The sequence below is a fragment of the Halorubrum sp. B52 genome (assembly GCF_059752555.1).
The window spans coordinates 389,014-403,950 of record NZ_MWTG01000008.1; the positions used below are offsets into that span (position 1 = coordinate 389,014).

At 71.2% G+C, this 14,937-nt stretch carries 17 protein-coding genes; 12 read left to right on the plus strand and 5 right to left on the minus strand.

Annotation, left to right across the window (positions count from 1 at the left end; translation table 11 throughout):
• Positions 1-105: 105 nt before the first annotated feature.
• Both B4V04_RS07725 and B4V04_RS07730 read left to right on the plus strand, forming a co-directional pair.
• A complete protein-coding gene (locus B4V04_RS07725; RefSeq protein WP_498230587.1) occupies positions 106-909 on the plus strand; it encodes a DICT sensory domain-containing protein in 804 nt (267 codons plus the stop codon).
• The gene (locus tag B4V04_RS07730; protein WP_498230589.1) at positions 906-1,319 is read left to right on the plus strand and encodes a disulfide bond formation protein B; all 414 of its coding nucleotides are present in this window, start codon (positions 906-908) and stop codon (positions 1,317-1,319) included. The genes B4V04_RS07725 and B4V04_RS07730 overlap by 4 nt, the downstream gene beginning before the upstream one ends.
• A gap of 33 nt (positions 1,320-1,352) precedes the next feature.
• Here the strand turns inward: B4V04_RS07730 and B4V04_RS07735 are convergent, their stop codons facing one another.
• Positions 1,353-1,877, minus strand: coding sequence for a multiprotein bridging factor aMBF1 (locus B4V04_RS07735; protein WP_498230590.1), 525 nt, complete (start codon positions 1,875-1,877; stop codon positions 1,353-1,355).
• A 142-nt stretch (positions 1,878-2,019) separates the two neighbouring features.
• On the opposite strand from B4V04_RS07735, the gene aroA reads away from it, so the two are divergent.
• Positions 2,020-3,408 (plus strand): 3-phosphoshikimate 1-carboxyvinyltransferase, encoded by a 1,389-nt coding sequence (gene aroA, locus B4V04_RS07740; RefSeq protein WP_498230592.1) that lies wholly within the window; start codon positions 2,020-2,022, stop codon positions 3,406-3,408.
• 473 nt (positions 3,409-3,881) lie between these two features.
• Complete coding sequence (locus B4V04_RS07745; protein ID WP_498230594.1) at positions 3,882-5,069, plus strand: ArsA family ATPase; 1,188 nt, start codon at positions 3,882-3,884, stop codon at positions 5,067-5,069.
• Here B4V04_RS07745 and B4V04_RS07750 read toward each other — a convergent pair.
• Positions 5,066-5,719 (minus strand): DUF2238 domain-containing protein, encoded by a 654-nt coding sequence (locus B4V04_RS07750; protein ID WP_498230596.1) that lies wholly within the window; start codon positions 5,717-5,719, stop codon positions 5,066-5,068. The two genes, B4V04_RS07745 and B4V04_RS07750, sit on opposite strands and share 4 nt — an antisense overlap.
• A complete protein-coding gene (locus B4V04_RS07755; protein WP_498230597.1) occupies positions 5,716-6,459 on the minus strand; it encodes a hypothetical protein in 744 nt (247 codons plus the stop codon). The genes B4V04_RS07750 and B4V04_RS07755 overlap by 4 nt, the downstream gene beginning before the upstream one ends.
• Before the next feature lie 112 nt (positions 6,460-6,571).
• Here B4V04_RS07755 and B4V04_RS07760 point away from each other — a divergent pair, with 112 nt between their 5' ends.
• The 8 genes from B4V04_RS07760 to B4V04_RS07795 all read left to right on the plus strand — a co-directional run bounded on the left by B4V04_RS07760 (position 6,572) and on the right by B4V04_RS07795 (position 13,891).
• The gene (locus B4V04_RS07760; RefSeq protein ID WP_498230599.1) at positions 6,572-7,339 is read left to right on the plus strand and encodes a DUF2103 domain-containing protein; all 768 of its coding nucleotides are present in this window, start codon (positions 6,572-6,574) and stop codon (positions 7,337-7,339) included.
• Positions 7,340-7,465: 126 nt separating this feature from the next.
• Complete coding sequence (locus B4V04_RS07765) at positions 7,466-8,125, plus strand: metal-dependent transcriptional regulator (RefSeq protein WP_498230600.1); 660 nt, start codon at positions 7,466-7,468, stop codon at positions 8,123-8,125.
• 171 nt (positions 8,126-8,296) lie between these two features.
• On the plus strand, positions 8,297-8,983 hold the full coding sequence (locus B4V04_RS07770) for a LysE family translocator (protein ID WP_498230602.1): 687 nt from the start codon (positions 8,297-8,299) through the stop codon (positions 8,981-8,983).
• 420 nt (positions 8,984-9,403) lie between these two features.
• Positions 9,404-10,456 (plus strand): NAD(P)-dependent glycerol-1-phosphate dehydrogenase, encoded by a 1,053-nt coding sequence (locus tag B4V04_RS07775; protein WP_498230604.1) that lies wholly within the window; start codon positions 9,404-9,406, stop codon positions 10,454-10,456.
• 84 nt (positions 10,457-10,540) lie between these two features.
• Positions 10,541-11,203, plus strand: a complete 663-nt coding sequence (locus tag B4V04_RS07780) for a DUF420 domain-containing protein (protein WP_498230606.1) — start codon at positions 10,541-10,543, stop codon at positions 11,201-11,203.
• Between the two features lie 70 nt (positions 11,204-11,273).
• Positions 11,274-12,590: a M28 family peptidase gene (locus B4V04_RS07785; RefSeq protein ID WP_498230608.1), complete on the plus strand. Its 1,317-nt coding sequence runs from the start codon at positions 11,274-11,276 to the stop codon at positions 12,588-12,590.
• 56 nt (positions 12,591-12,646) lie between these two features.
• Positions 12,647-13,423 carry an NAD(+)/NADH kinase gene (locus B4V04_RS07790; protein WP_498230609.1) on the plus strand — a complete coding sequence of 259 codons (777 nt, stop codon included), beginning with the start codon at positions 12,647-12,649 and terminating at the stop codon, positions 13,421-13,423.
• A 24-nt stretch (positions 13,424-13,447) separates the two neighbouring features.
• On the plus strand, positions 13,448-13,891 hold the full coding sequence (locus B4V04_RS07795; protein ID WP_498230610.1) for a DUF7313 family protein: 444 nt from the start codon (positions 13,448-13,450) through the stop codon (positions 13,889-13,891).
• A gap of 268 nt (positions 13,892-14,159) precedes the next feature.
• Here B4V04_RS07795 and B4V04_RS07800 read toward each other — a convergent pair whose 3' ends face one another.
• Together B4V04_RS07800 and B4V04_RS07805 are read right to left on the minus strand one after the other, a co-directional pair.
• Positions 14,160-14,441: a DUF7314 family protein gene (locus B4V04_RS07800; protein WP_498230612.1), complete on the minus strand. Its 282-nt coding sequence runs from the start codon at positions 14,439-14,441 to the stop codon at positions 14,160-14,162.
• Positions 14,442-14,445: 4 nt separating this feature from the next.
• The gene (locus B4V04_RS07805; RefSeq protein WP_498230614.1) at positions 14,446-14,877 is read right to left on the minus strand and encodes a DUF7315 family membrane protein; all 432 of its coding nucleotides are present in this window, start codon (positions 14,875-14,877) and stop codon (positions 14,446-14,448) included.
• Between the last annotated feature and the right edge of the window lie 60 nt (positions 14,878-14,937).

Consider the following 14,937-nt stretch of genomic DNA (forward strand, 5'->3'; position numbering starts at 1 on the left):
GACGCTGCGCCGGAGATCGACGCGGTTCCGCCCGGCGACCGGCCCCGTCACACCGCAGGGAGCATAAACGTCCTTATACCCCGGTGCTGTGGGTCGGAACGAACGATGTCCCTCATCGAGCTCATCGCCGGCGTGGAGGCTCGCGAGGCCACGCTGACCGTCTTCAACGCCGACCCGGCGGTCACGGAGGAGCTCCGCGAGCACTTCGCCGACCGCAACGTCCGGATCGTCGAGGAACGGACCGACGGGGGGCCGGACGGGTACGCCGTCCTCTCGCGCGACGGCGAGTTCGTCACGGCCGCCACCGTCGACGAACTCCTCCCCGGCGGCGGCGGCGGGGCGGAGGCGACCGACGACGGTTCGGTCGACGGGGACGCGACGGGCGATGACGCGGCGGCCGGTTCGGTGACCGGCGACCGGCGGAGGGTCGGCGAACCGATCCTCGATCACCTCGACGAGACGATGTTCACCTCCTACTCCCACGCCGACATGGTCGCCGCGTCTCGGGAGATCGAGGACCGCGCGTGGCGCGTCGGCGACGGGGAGCTCCACGCCGGCTTCCAGACCCTCGACGTGCTCACCGGCGAGGCGGACACCTACGACCTGCTGGGCGGCAAAGAGCGGCTCGACGTCCACGCGTACGCGGCGAACGAGGGCGACCCGCCCGACGTGGAACACTACACCGTGCACGTCGGCGAAACCGCGGAGATCCGCGAGACCTGGTTCGTCGCGTACGACGGCGGCGGCTACGACGACGCGAAGTGCGCGCTGCTCGCCGAGGAGCGCGCCCCGGGCGAGTTCTTCGGCTTCTGGAGCTACGACCCCGAGACCGTCGACTACATCATCGGCTACCTGACGGAGCGGTACGGGGACTCCGAACGGACGGACGAGGGGGGAGCGACGGTGTGACTAGCCGTTTGCCGGAGACGACCGCGTGGCTGTCGGCCGCGACGCTCGTCGCGTCGGTCGCGACCGCGGGGAGCCTCTGGTTCAGCCTCGGGCTCGGGCTCGCGCCCTGCGACCTGTGCTGGTACCAGCGGATCCTCATGTATCCCCTCGTCGTCGTGCTCGGCGTCGCGACCGTCGAGGGGCGGGCGGCGGTCGCGCGGACAGCGCTGCCGCTCGCCGGCCTCGGGCTCGCCCTCTCCGCGTACCACTCCTACCTCCAGGCGACGCAGGCGCAGTGCACGCTCGGCGGCCCGTGCGCGACGGTCCAGTGGCAGAGCCCGGCGCTCGGGCTCACGATCCCGAACCTCTCGCTCGTCGCGTTCGCGCTGCTCGCGGTGCTCCTCGGCGCGATGTGGCTGCGCGTCGAATAAGAGCGGAGCGGCGAACGTCGCGCGACGATCCTTTCAGTCCTTCCGCTTGACCACGTCGCCGAGCGTCATCGTCCCGGAGTCGCCGCTGTCCCAATCGGCGTCCTCGACCGACTCGCCCTCGACGAGGGAGAGGTCGAGCGCGCGCTCCAGCTTCCGCTGGATCTCGTCCGTGGGGAGGGTGTCGCCGCGTTCGAGCTTGCGGATCAGACTCGCCTTCTCGTTCAGCTGGTCGGCCAGCTCCTCCTGGCTCAGCCCGCGGGACTCGCGGGCGTTCCGGATCTGGTCGTCGTAGTCGGTGGCGATCTCGTCCATGTCGTCGAACATGTCGCGCGGCCGCGTCGAGCCGCCCGAGGAGCCGCCGGAGCCGGAGGACGACGAGGAGGACGACTTCCCGGTGCTCGAGCTCGTGGAGTACTTGCCGCCGCCGGAGCCGGTGGACTCGTCGCGGACCTCGGTGCCGAAGTCCGTACAGGAGCTACACAGCTCCAGCTCGGCGCCTTCGACCTTCGTCGTCGTCAGCGAGGCCTGGTCGGCGCCGCACATCTCACACTGGGGCATACGCGACGGTAACGCTCCCGGTGGTATAAAGGGTGCGCCGGGGCGCTCCGACGGCCGATTCGGCTCGCGCCGCGGACGGCGCCCGCCCGCCCAATCGTGCCGCGTCCGGTACCGACTTGTCGCCGGGGACGGCAGGGTGGGTATGGACGTCCACGTCACCAACTCGACCGTGCGGGGGACCGCTCGCGCGCCCCCCTCGAAGAGCTACACGCACCGCGCGCTGCTCGCCGCCGGGTACAGCGACGGCGCGACCGTGCGGTCTCCCCTCGTCTCCGCGGACACGCGGGCGACCGCCCGCGCAGTGACCGCCTTCGGCGGCGCGGTCGGGTCGGAATCCGGTGAGGACGCCGAGTCAGCGGCCGACGCGCTCGTCCCCGACGACGCCGAGGCGCTCGCCGTCGACGGCTTCGGCGGCCGGCCGGCGGTCCCCGACGACGTGATCGACTGCGCGAACTCCGGGACGACGATGCGGCTGGTCACCGCCGCGGCCGCGCTCGCCGACGGCACGTCGGTGCTGACGGGAGACGCCTCGCTCCGGTCGCGCCCGCAGGGCCCGCTCCTGACGGCCCTCGGCGACCTCGGCGTGCGCGCGGAGTCGACCCGCGGCAACGGGCGGGCGCCGCTGGTCATTTCCGGCCCCCTCGCGGGCGGCGAGGTGGCGATCCCGGGCGACGTCTCCTCGCAGTACGTCACCGCGCTGCTGATGGCCGGCGCGGTCACCGACCGGGGGATCGACGTCGAGCTGACGACGCCGCTCAAGTCGGCGCCGTACGTCGACATCACGCTCGAACTGCTCGACGACTTCGGGGTGGAGGCGACGCCGGTCGGCGAGGACGGCGAGACGCTCGACGGCGCCGCCGGCGCGGCGGGATTCGTCGTCGAGGGGGGCCAGTCGTACGCGCCCGCCGGCGGGAGCTACGCCGTCCCCGGCGACTTCTCCTCGATCTCCTACCTCGTCGCCGCCGGGGCGATCGCCGCCGAGCCCGGAGAGGCCGTCCGGATCGAGGGCGCCCGCCCGAGCGCGCAGGGCGACTCCGCGATCGTCGATATCGCGGAGCGCATGGGCGCCGACGTCGAGTGGGACCGCGAGGCGGGCGTCATCGCCGTCCGGCGCTCCGACCTGTCGGGCGTGGAGGTCGACGTGGGCGACACGCCCGACCTCCTCCCGACGATCGCTACGCTCGGGGCGGTCGCCGAGGGCGACACCCGGATCACGAACTGCGAGCACGTCCGGTACAAGGAGACGGACCGCGTCGCCGCGATGGCCGAGGAGCTGGCGACGCTGGGCGCCGAGACGACCGAGGAGCCGGACGTCCTGACGATTCACGGGTCCGAGAGCGACCTGCGGGGCGCGACCGTCGACGGCCGCGCCGACCACCGGATCGTGATGTCGCTCGCCGTGGCCGCCCTCGCCGCCGAGGGCACCACGACGATCCGCGGCGGCGAGCACGTCGACGTCTCCTTCCCGGACTTCTTCGACGCGATGGCCGGCCTCGGGATGAACGTGGAGCGTGAGGGAGCGATCGAATAGCCGCGATACGTGACCCCGTCTCGCTGCTATCGTAATCGCTTACAAACTGACGGCGGTGCGGTGGCGCGTGCCGACGAGCACTCGTAGGGTGCGAGTCGCACGCGCGAGGGACGCGGCGACCGGAGGGAGCCGCGAGGCTGGGGAGGTCTGAGGCTGCGGTCGCGGTGCGGTCGGGTGGGACTCAAAGGGGCAGCTGCGAGGACGAAGCACGGCGACGCAAGCACTGGAAGGAGCGAGCATCGCGAGCGACTGAAGCGCGCAGCGAGCCACGCGAGTCGTCGCGGCTGGGGCTTTGAAGATGTTCTCCGTCAATCTCACAGCAACGGTTTATAAACGAGCAGCTGTGGCTTCGGAGATGCTTGTCGCAGCATGACTAACGTCTTGGACCACCTCGGTCCCAGAGTCGATCTCTCACACTTCATTTTCCTCGCAATACCGACGGGTACACGTACGCGCCGCACGCACGGCCCGGTATGGACGACATCGACGTCGAACCCGTGGATCGCGTCGAGGAGCCCGAGAGCGACGACGAGGCCGCGGACGACGGCGAGCACGGAGCCGGCGGTCACGAGACCGACGACCGCGACGCCGACCTCCCGGCCGAGACCGACGCCACCGATCTCCCGAAGGGCGTCGACGCGCCCGAATACGTCCTCTACGGCGGGAAGGGAGGGGTCGGCAAGACCACGATGGCGGCCGCGACCGGGCTCTCCTCGGCCGCGGGCGGCGTCCGCACGCTCGTCGTCTCGACGGACCCGGCCCACTCCCTCTCCGACACGTACGAGACCGATATCCCCGCCGAACCGACGCGCATCCGCGAGGACATGCCCCTGTTCGCCGCCGAGATCGACCCCGACGACGCGATGGAGGAGGGGATGTTCGGCGCCGAGGGCGACCCGCTCGGCGGGATGGGCGAGATGGGCGACGCGATGGGCGGGATGATGGGCGGCGGCGCCGGCGCCGCGGGCGGCGACCCCGACGGCGAGGAGGGGCTCGGTTCGCTGCTCGGTGGGACGATGCCGGGCGCCGACGAGGCGGCCGCGATGCGCCAGCTGCTGGAGTACCTCGACGACCCGCGGTTCGACCGGGTGATCGTCGACACCGCGCCGACCGGGCACACGCTCCGGCTGCTCCAGCTCCCCGAGATCATGGACTCGATGATCGGGCGCGTGATGAAGCTCCGCAACCGATTTTCGGGGATGATGGACGGGCTCAAGGGGATGTTCGGCGGCGGGGACGACGACGGCGACCCCGCCGCCGACCTCGACGAACTCCAGGAGCGGATCGAGCGCCTCCGGGCCGTGCTGCGCGACCCCGCGCAGACTGACTTCCGCGTCGTGACCATCCCCGAGGAGATGAGTGTCGTCGAGTCCGAGCGGCTGGTCGCCCGCCTCGACGAGTTCGGGATTCCGGTGAACACGCTCGTCGTCAATCGGGTGATGGAGGGGGTCGGCGACGTCGCGGACGTCGACCCCGCGTGGATCGTCGAGCCGAACCCCGACACCTGCGACTTCTGCGCGCGGCGCTGGGAGGTCCAGCAGAGCGCGCTCCGGCGGGCAACGGAGCTGTTCCGCGGTCGCGACGTGAAGCGCGTCCCGCTGCTCGCGAACGAGGTCCGCGGCGAGGCCGCGCTCCGGGTCGTCGCGGCGTGTCTGCGCTAGGACCGCTCGTCTAACGCGCCGTACAGCCCCTCGCGGACCCGCTCCGCGACGCCGGTGAGGTGCGCCTGGCCGAAGAGCGCCACGACCAGCGCGCCGATCGAGTTGTACGTCAGATCGGCCACGGTGTCGTCGAGTCCGAACTGCGCGAGCGGCATCGAGATCCCCGTCTCGTCGGCAACGATGTCGAGCGCGAACTCGAACAGCTCCCAGACGACGCCGAACGCGAGCACCACGACGAAAATGAAGACGAACGCGAAGCGCGACGGGATCCGGATCTCGTCGCTGTGAAGGTCGATAGCGCGGAGCGTCGTGTACCCGGCGCCCGCGATCAGCGACGCCGACAGCGCGTGCGTGAGGTGGTCCCACCACGGGACGCGGGCGTAGAACCCGGCGGATCCGACGGTGTGTAACAGCACCGCCGTCGTGATCCACACGCCGAGCCAGGGGTCGAGCGGGATGTCGTAGTTGCGTTCGAGCAGCGCCGGAACGAACGTGACGAACAGCCCGATCCCGCCGTTGGTGATCGCCTTGGGCTGGCCGAAGACCGCACCGTAGACGACGATGGCGGCGAGCAGGAGCTGCATCCCCCTCGTGAGCCGGCGCTGCGTCCGCAGCGATGGGCGAGCTCGGAAGGCGCCGCGGACGCTCATCGGCGCACCACCCGCCAGATGCTCCGGCGGAGCCGCGCCCCCCGCCGCCGGAAGTAGGCGTCGAAGAGGACGCCGGCGGCGAGCCCGGCCAGCGTCACGTAGATCCACTCGATCATCAGCGCCTCGTTCGTCGTCAGGTAGCCGGTCCCGAGCAGCCGGTCGGCGTTCCACCGGAGCACCGTCCACGCGGCCGCCGTCGCCATCGTGGTCAGCACGACGAACAGCACCGCGAACCAGTGAGTGACTCGCAACGTGGTGAACATCTGGAGCTCGACCGTGATGATCAGCGCGAACGCGGCGATCGCGAGGTACGTCGCGAACGTCCCCAGTTCGCCGCCGAGGAGCGTGCGAACCAGAATCGGCAACAGCGCGAGTCCGAGGACTTCCCAGGGAAGCATCATCCGCGGATCCCGCGCCGCGACCGCCGGCGCGACGACGACGGCGGTGATAGCGGCGACGAGGACCATCGGAAGGAGGTCGAACGCGAGCAAACTCTCGACGAAGGTGCCGACGAGCACCGCTATCATCGCCCATGCGACCAGCGCGTTCGTCCGTCCGCTCTGAAACAGCCGCGCCAGCCGGTCCTCGATCGCGTCCCCGTCCGGAATGTCCGGTTCGTAATCGATCGGACCGGGTCCCTCGGACTCCTCCCCACCCCCGTCGGACTCCGCCCCACCCTCGTCGAACTCCGTCCCGGCGTCCTCGTCTGAGGGGGCCGCCGCGGATCGGTCGGTGTTCATACCCTTTCTCAGGTCGGCGTCCACTAATATGGGTTGCCTCCGGAGTCGGGTGGACCGCCGCCACGGCGAGGCGAACGGACGCGCTTTTACCCGCCACGCGCCTTCGTCCGGTATGAACTGCCGGCGGTGTGGCACCCCGCTCCGCAAGCCCGGGGACTACTGTCTCACCTGCAACACCGCCAACGCCGACGCCGTCGTCGCCGAGTTCGCCGAAGACCGCGCCCGCCTGACGATGCTCGACGAGGACGCGGTCGTCGGCGAGACGACGGTGACGACCCGGCCGGAGAGCGACGAGCGGCTCACCGAGGTCCAGCTCCGTAACTTCGCGGGCCGGGTCGCCGACGAGATCCGCCGGAAGCGCCCCGACACCGTCTACGCCGCCGGCGCGCGCGAACCCCTCCGCGAGACCCGCGCGCAGGTCCATCACGAGTTCTACCGCGTTCCCGACGCCAACGTCGACGCGGGGAACGACGACGAGCGCGAGCGCGCGAGTCCCGTCGTCTCGTGGGTGCTCGACCGGCGCGGCGACCGCGCGCTGGAGGTCGTCGAGACGCCGCCGCGCGAGAAGATCGGCGGCGCCCACTCGACGCTGATCGGCGACCGCAAGGGGCGGAAGGCGGTGAGCGCCGTCGCGCAACACCCCCACGTCAAGAAGATCGTCCCGGGCCCCATCGACGCGGGGGGTACCGGCTCGCGGACCGGGCTCCGCGCGAAGGCGACGCGCGCCGGGACCAACGGCAACGTCCGACTCCTTCTCCGAGACGGCTCCAGCGTGCAGGAGAATCGGATCGTCACCACCGCGATGGACCGCGAGACGGGCGAGCGCGTCCGCGAGGACCTCAACGAGGCGCTGCGGGAGGCCGAGCTCCAAGACGGGTAGAGCGGGCGCGTCGGCCGATCGCCCTCGGCCGCCGTCGACGAGGCGAGAACGGAGTTCTCGCTCGCGGCCCGACCGCCCCGGCGACTCCCGGTAGGTATTTCCGCCGTCGGCCGCGATCGCTTATAAATGCTGAGCGACGTCATGGAGGACTATCTGAAGGCGATCTACGTCCTCCAGTCCGAGCAGGGCCCGCCCGTCTCGACGTCCGCGATCGCGGAGTACCTCGACAAGACCGCCCCGTCCGTGACCGACATGCTGGGGAAACTGGAGGAGCGCGGGCTCGTCGAGCGCGAGCCGTACCAGGGCGCGGAGCTCACGGCGGAGGGCGAGGCCGTCGCGCTGGAGGTCGTCCGCCACCACCGGCTGCTCGAGGCGTTCCTCGCCGACCGGCTCGACTACGACTGGAGCGAGGTCCACGACGAGGCCGACGCCCTGGAACACCACATCTCCGAGGAGTTCGAGCGCCGCGTCGCCGAGGCGCTCGGCGACCCCGCCGTCGACCCCCACGGCGACCCGATCCCGGGGGCCGACCTCGAACCCGTCGACGAGGGGAGCGGGCCGCGGCTCTCCGACCACGTCGAGGGCGACCGCGTCGTCGTCACGCGCGTCTCCGACCGCGACGAGGACGAGCTCGACTACCTCGCCGACGCCGGGATCACGCCGGGCACCGAGCTCGAGGTCGTCGACGTCGCCCCCTTCGGCATGGTGACCGTCGCGACGCCGACCGGCGAGCAGAGCCTGCCGGCGGCGATCGCTCGGTCGATCCGCGTCGAGGACGCCGACTGAGCGCGGAGCCGTCGGCGTACGCGTCGCCCCGGATCGGGCCGTCGGCGTACGCGTCGCCCGCCGGTCGCGACCGCACTACCCGCCAGTTCCGACCATCGATGCCCGCTTTCCGACCGTAACGTCCACCGGTCCTTCGCGGACTTTTTCACGAAAACGCCCGTTTCGAAGCGCGTGAACCTCCTCGTGACGCTCGGTGCGGGGGTCGTCTTCGGCCTCGCGCTCGCGGCCCCGCCCGGTCCGATGAACGCCGTCATCGCCGAGGAGTCCGTGCTCCGCGGCCGGACCGCCGGCTTCCGGGCGGGACTCGGCGCCGCGACCGCCGACGCGATCTTCTTCGTCCTGGCGTACCTCGGCGTCGTCGCCGTCGTCGACGCGCTCCCGCTGCTCCGCGCCGCGATGGTCGCCGCCGGCGGCGTCCTGATGTTGTACTTCGCCGTCGGTGCGGCGCGCGGCGCGCGGGCGTCGTTCCGCCCGACCTCGGGCGACGAGCCGTCGATCGAGGCCGGGAAGGGGTTCCGCAAGGCGCTGGTGCTCGCGCTGACGAACCCGTACCAGGTGCTGTTCTGGCTCACCGTCGGCGTCGGCCTGCTGCGCCCCGGCGAGCTCGACGTGCTGGCCCGGCTGCCGGTCGTCGGCGCCGACCTCGCCGGTGCCTTCGTCGTCACCACCGGGTCGCCGGCGCTGATCGGCGGCTTCTTTTTAGGCATCCTGATCTGGATCACCGGGTTCCCCGCGGGGCTCGTCGCCGCCGAGAACCGGACCGAGACGTTCGCGCCGCTCGTCGCGGTGGCCTCGGCGGTCGTGCTCGCCGGGTTCGGCGTCTTCTTCCTCTACGACGCGGCGACGATGTTCTTGTAAATAGCCGATAGCACAGCGACCGCCCCGGAAGTCGCAGTATTCATTTATAAATAATCGGTCTCGGATCGGCGTCTAACGGCGCCAAAGCCCCAGTCGAGAGGACTCGCGCCTGTCCCTTTGAGTCCCGCCCCACCACCGCTCCGCACCGCACCTCACGCCTCCCCAGCCTCGCGGCTCCCTCCGGTCGCCGCGTCCAGCGAGAATCAGAGATTCTCTGGCAGCCGGCGGCGAAGCCGCCGGCGACCTCGCGCGTGCTCCTCGCGGCCTATCAGCCGCTCGGAGGCACGCGCCACCGCACCGCGGTCTGTCTATAAGCTGCCGTCGCGCTCCGGCTCGGTCCGCCGCGGTGCGTCCGGCGTCGTGTCGGCGATCCGTTCGGAAATCCGCATCTTCTAGACCCTCCGGTCGCGTATCTGAGCCATGTTCGACAAGTCCACGTGGATCAAGCTCCCGCGCAACGTGCTCGTCGGTCACGACGTGATCGACGACCTCGGCGTCGCGGTCGGCGAGCTGTACCTCACGGGGCGGCCGCTCATCGTCACGAGCCCGACGCCGAACGAGATCGCCGGCGACCGGGTGCGCGCGCAGTTCGACGACCCCGCGACCGCCGTCGTCGAGGACGCCTCCTTTGAGGCGGTCGAGGAGCTCACCGCGACCGCGGAAGCGATCGATCCCGGCTACCTGATCGCCTTGGGCGGCGGGAAGCCGATCGACATCGCGAAGATGGCCGCCGACCACCTCGACGTCGGCTTCGTCTCCGTCCCCACGGTCGCCTCCCACGACGGCATCGTCTCCGGGCGCTCCTCGATCCCCGAGGGCGACACGCGCCACTCGGTCGCGGCCGACCCGCCGCTCGCGGTCGTCGCGGACACGACGCTGCTCGCGAACGCCCCGTGGCGGCTCACCACCGCGGGCTGTGCCGACATCATCTCCAACTACACCGCGGTGAAGGACTGGCGCCTCGCCCGTCGCCTGCGGAACGTCGAGTACAGCGAGTACGCGGGCGCGCTGTCGGAGATGACCGCGGAGCTGCTCGTCGAGAACGCCGACATGATCCGGCCCGGGTTAGAGGAGTCGTCGTGGGTCGTCGTGAAGGCGCTCGTCTCCTCCGGCGTCGCGATGTCGATCGCGGGCTCCTCGCGGCCCGCCTCCGGCGCGGAGCACCTCATCTCCCACCAGCTCGACCGGATCGCCCCCGGCAAGGCGCTCCACGGCCACCAGGTCGGCGTCGCCTCGGTCATGACGGAGTACCTCCACAGCGGCGAGAACGGGCGGTGGAGCGCGATCCGCGACGCGCTCGCGGAGCTCGACGCGCCGACGACCGCGGCCGAGCTCGGCGTCGACGACGAGGAGCTGCTCGCCGCGCTGACGACCGCCCACGAGATCCGCGACCGCTACACGATCCTCCAGGGCGGGATCAACGAGGAGGCCGCGATCGAGGTCGCGACGGCGACCGGCGTCATCGAGCGGTAGTCGAGGCGGCGTCGCCGGGGGCGACGCGTCCCGACCGACGGGAGCACCCGAAGCCGACTTATCGCTCCGTTCCCTCCTCCCGATATGTCCACCGCCAGCGTTCGCGACCGGGCCAAGGAGCGGGCCGGCGCGATCACCGTGCTCCTCACGATCGTCGGCTACGGGGCCGTCGGCGGCGTCTTCTTAGTCCCCGAGTTCCAGGCGCTGTTCCCGACGCTCTCCCGCGGCACCGTCGACCTGCTCGCGCACGCCATCGCCGCGGTCAACACCGTCACCGTCGTCACGCTCTCGCTCGGCTGGTACTGGATCCGCAACGACGAGGTGAAGAAGCACGCCGCCGCGATGACGACCTCCTTCGCCCTCATCCTCCTCTTCCTCGGGATGTACCTCCCGAAGGTCGCGGGCGGCGGGACGAAGGAGTTCGTCCTCGACTCCGCGTACGCGTGGGTCCCGCTGTGGGAGTGGGTGTACCCGGCGTACCTGATCATGCTCGCGATCCACATCGTCCTCTCCGTCGTCTCCGTGCCCGTCGTCATCTACGCGATCGTCCTCGGGCTCACGCACACGGAACGCGAGCTCCGGACCGAGACGCCGCACCGCCGCGTCGGTCGGATCGCCGCGAGCGCGTGGATTCTCTCGCTCGTGCTCGGCGTCGTCACCTACCTCCTCTTGAACCACCTGTACGACTCGACGTTCGCGGCCGCCGAGGCCGCCGCGGTCCTGCTCCCGCTCGCCCCCGGACTCTGACCGGCGAGGGCTCCCGGCGCCCGCCGCCGCCACCGAAACGCTTGACTCGCCGCCGCCGCACCCTCACTCCATGACCCACTGGATCGGCGAGACGTTCACGAGCGACGCCGGCTGGACTCACCTCGAGGCCCTCGTCGACCTCGACCACCGCATGGCCGGCACCGACGGCGAGCGCGAGGGGCTGGAACTGACGCGCGACGCGCTCGCCGACGCCGGCGCGCGGGACGCCCGGATCGAGGAGTTCGAGATTCAGGGCTGGGAGCGCGGCGACAGCGCGATCCGCCGCGGCGACGAGACGCTCGCGAGCGGCATGAACGCCTGTATCGCGCTCCCCCGCAGCCCGAGCGGCGAGGGGACCGGCGAGTTCGTCGACCTCGGCTACGGCGTCCCGGGGGACTTCGAGGCCGACCTCGACGGAAAGGTCGTGATGGTCTCCTCGGACACTCCCGATTCCGTCGACCGGTTCATTCACCGCCGCGAGAAGTACTACCACGCCGTCGAGGCCGGCGCCGCCGCCTTCGTCTTCGCGAACCACGTCGAGGGGACGCTCCCGCCGACCGGCAGCGTCGGCACGGCGGACGCGCCCGTGGGCGACATCCCCGCGGTCGGGGTCTCGAAGGAGACCGGCGCGCGCCTCGCCCGCCGGCACGAGGGCGACGACCTGACCGTCGCGGTCGACTGCGAGACCCCGGCCGCGACGAGCGGGAACGCGGTCGCCGAACTCGGCCCCGACACCGACGACTACCTCGTCGTCTCCTCGCACGTCGACGCCCACGACATCTCGCAGGGCGCGATGGACAACGGCGCCGGAACCGCCACGATCGTCGAGGTCGCGAACGCGCTCGCGGCCCGCGAAGACGAGCTCGACCGCCGCGTCCGGTTCGTCGCCTTCGGCGCCGAGGAGGTCGGGCTCGTCGGCTCCTCGCTGTTCGCCGAGGGGGTCGACCCCGACCGGGTCGCGGCCGTCGTCAACGTCGACAGCAACGTGTTCGGCCGCACGCTGAAGCTCGACCACCACGACTTCGACGCGCTGGAGGCGGCCGCGGAGCGCGTGAGCGACCGCTTCGACCACCCCGTCTCGCTCGGCGAGGAGTTGGTCCCCCACAGCGACCACTGGCCGTTCGTCGAGCGCGGGATCCCGGGGTACATGGTCTCCGGCGAGACGGAGGGCCGGGGTCGCGGCTGGGGCCACACCGGTGCCGACACGCTCGACAAGCTGGAGTCGCGGAACCTCCGGGAGCAGGCGATCCTGCTCACCGAACTCGTCGCGGAGCTCGCCGACGCGTCGGTGACGACCGAGCGGCGGGACCGCGATGAGATCGCGGCCGCCCTCGAACGCGAGGGGAAGGCGACCGGGATGAAGATCACGGGCGACTGGCCCTTCTAGGGAATCCCCGCCGCGAACCGGGAGGTTTTCACCCGCGCCGGTCGGACCCCTCGCGTATGGAATCGTCGGAACGACGCGTCGCGGTCGTCGGCGACGATCGCTCGGCGGCGCTCCGGCGCGCCCTCGCGGGCCTCCCGTATCGCCGCGCCGAGCGGTCCGCCGCGGACGCGGTGGTGGCGGTCGGCGACGAGGCCATCCGCGACGTCCTCGTCGGCGCGCCGGACGCGCCGGTGATCCCGGTCGGCTCGCGGCGGCTCGCGGTCGACGTCGACGCCGCGGAGCGGCGCCTCGGCGCCCTGCTCGACGCGGCCCTCCGTGGCGGCGGTGACCCCTCTGCCGACGGCGACCCTCCCGCCGACGGCGTCCGGCGCGTCGCGCACCCGGTCCTCGCGGTCGACGCGGGGGACGGGGAGACGCGGCGCGCCGCCTTCGACGTCGCGCTCGTCACCGCGGAGCCGGCTCGCATCTCCGAGTTCGCGATCGACTTCGTCGGGGAGGGTGACGAGTCGTTCCGCGCCGACGGCGTCGCCGTCGCGACCCCCTTCGGCAGCGACGGGTACGCCAACGCCGCCGGCGGGCCGGTCGTCGAGCCCGGCGGCGGGCTCTCCGTCGCGCCGATCGCCCCGTTCAGCACTCGGACGGACGCGTGGGTCGCCGCGGAGCGGCTCTCGGTCTCGGTCGAGCGCGAGGCGGAGTCGGTCGCGCTCGTGGTCGACGGTCGGGAGCGCGGATCCGTCGAGCCGCACCGACCGGTCGCGATCGAGGCGACTGACTCGGTCGCGCTCGTGACGCTCGCGGGCGCGCGCCGAGCGCGGCGATCGGAAACACTCTAATAACTCGTGACCGGATGTGTCGGTATGGACCCACTGCAGTTCCTCGTTCCCCTCGGCTGGCTGTCCGCCGTCGGACCGGTGCTGCCGTACGCGATACTGACGATGGCGGTGGCGAACCTCGCGACGCGTCACATCGCACACCGGCGACACGTCGAACAGGGCACCGACGGCGACGACGTCGAACCGTACACGCCCCACGCGTTCACGAACATCGGACTGCTGCTGTTGAGCTTCCTGTTCGTGCTCGACGCGCCCGTGAGCGGCGTGATCCTCTCGGTGCTCGTGATCACGATGCTGGTCGCCGACCTGTTCGAGCTGGAAGCGCGTAACGTCGAGGCCCGCAACGACATGCCGATCGAGGCCCCGAAGAGCTCGATCGCCGCGTCGCTGCTCGTCATGGTGTTCGCCTCCTACTACGCCCTGTGGTTCCTCGTCGCGGGCCTCTGGGACCAGTTCGTCGTCGCGTAGTCCGGCTCGTCCGGAATCGCGAGAAAACGTCTTCTCCCCGTCGGCAGTCGCAGTGCCGTTCTCGGTGTCGCGTTCGCGCCGGGTCCCGCTCTCTTTTGGTTCCGGGGTCGTTCTCGACGTCGATCCGTCTGCTCGTCTCTCGCCGTCGTGCGGGCACGGTAAACGCCGACAACGCCGACGCGGAGCGCGGCGGACGCTCGGCGGCGTCAGGCGGCTGCAGAACGAGAGGGCGATGCGAGAACCGCTTCCGACGGCGGGATCGCGGTCGTCAGTTCGCCGCGTCGGCGTCGTCGTCGTCGAGGGCGTCGCGCAGCTCGCGGCTCGCCGGGATCAGAACCCAGAACGTGAGCGCGCCGAGGATCATCACCCAGAAGAACGCGTCGCCGGCGACGAGGCCGACCTGGCCGTAGGCGCTATCGACCCCCTCGGCCGGGTTGACCAGCTGCACGACGTCGTAGTACGAGGGCGTTCGGTACCATCCGCCGAAGGTGAGCCAGCCGAGGCCACCGAGCGCGAACAGGGCGACCCCCTTCATGAACTCGTCTGCCATTAGCTTACGATTCGCCGGAGTCGTCTTGAGACTTTCCCATCCCTTGGCCCCGGAACCGCGTCCCCAGCACGTACACCGCCGTCCCCCCGACGATGAACGCGATGCCCGTGATCGCCAGCGTGGCGACCAGCACATCGTCCGAGGGGTAGAGGCCGGCGCTGTTCAGGAGATAGACGATCACGGTCCACACGAAGCTGATCTGTAGCGTCGCGGCGTCGACGAGCGTGAACCCGATCAGGTACGCGACGACGGCCGCGAGCGTCGAGAAGACGGTGACGGCCTTGTACAGGCGGAACGGAACGACGATCTCGCGTCCGTCGGGCCCGATGCGCGGGCCCGTCGGCTCGCTGCGAGCGTCCTCTTGCTCGTCGGCGGCGATGGGGTCGCCCGTTTCGTCGAACGCCTGTGCGTCGTCGTGGTCGGTGGATGATGACATCGAAAGGTGGTGCGACGGACGGAGCGCCGGGCGAGAGGCCCGGCGGGCGGTCGGCTGCCG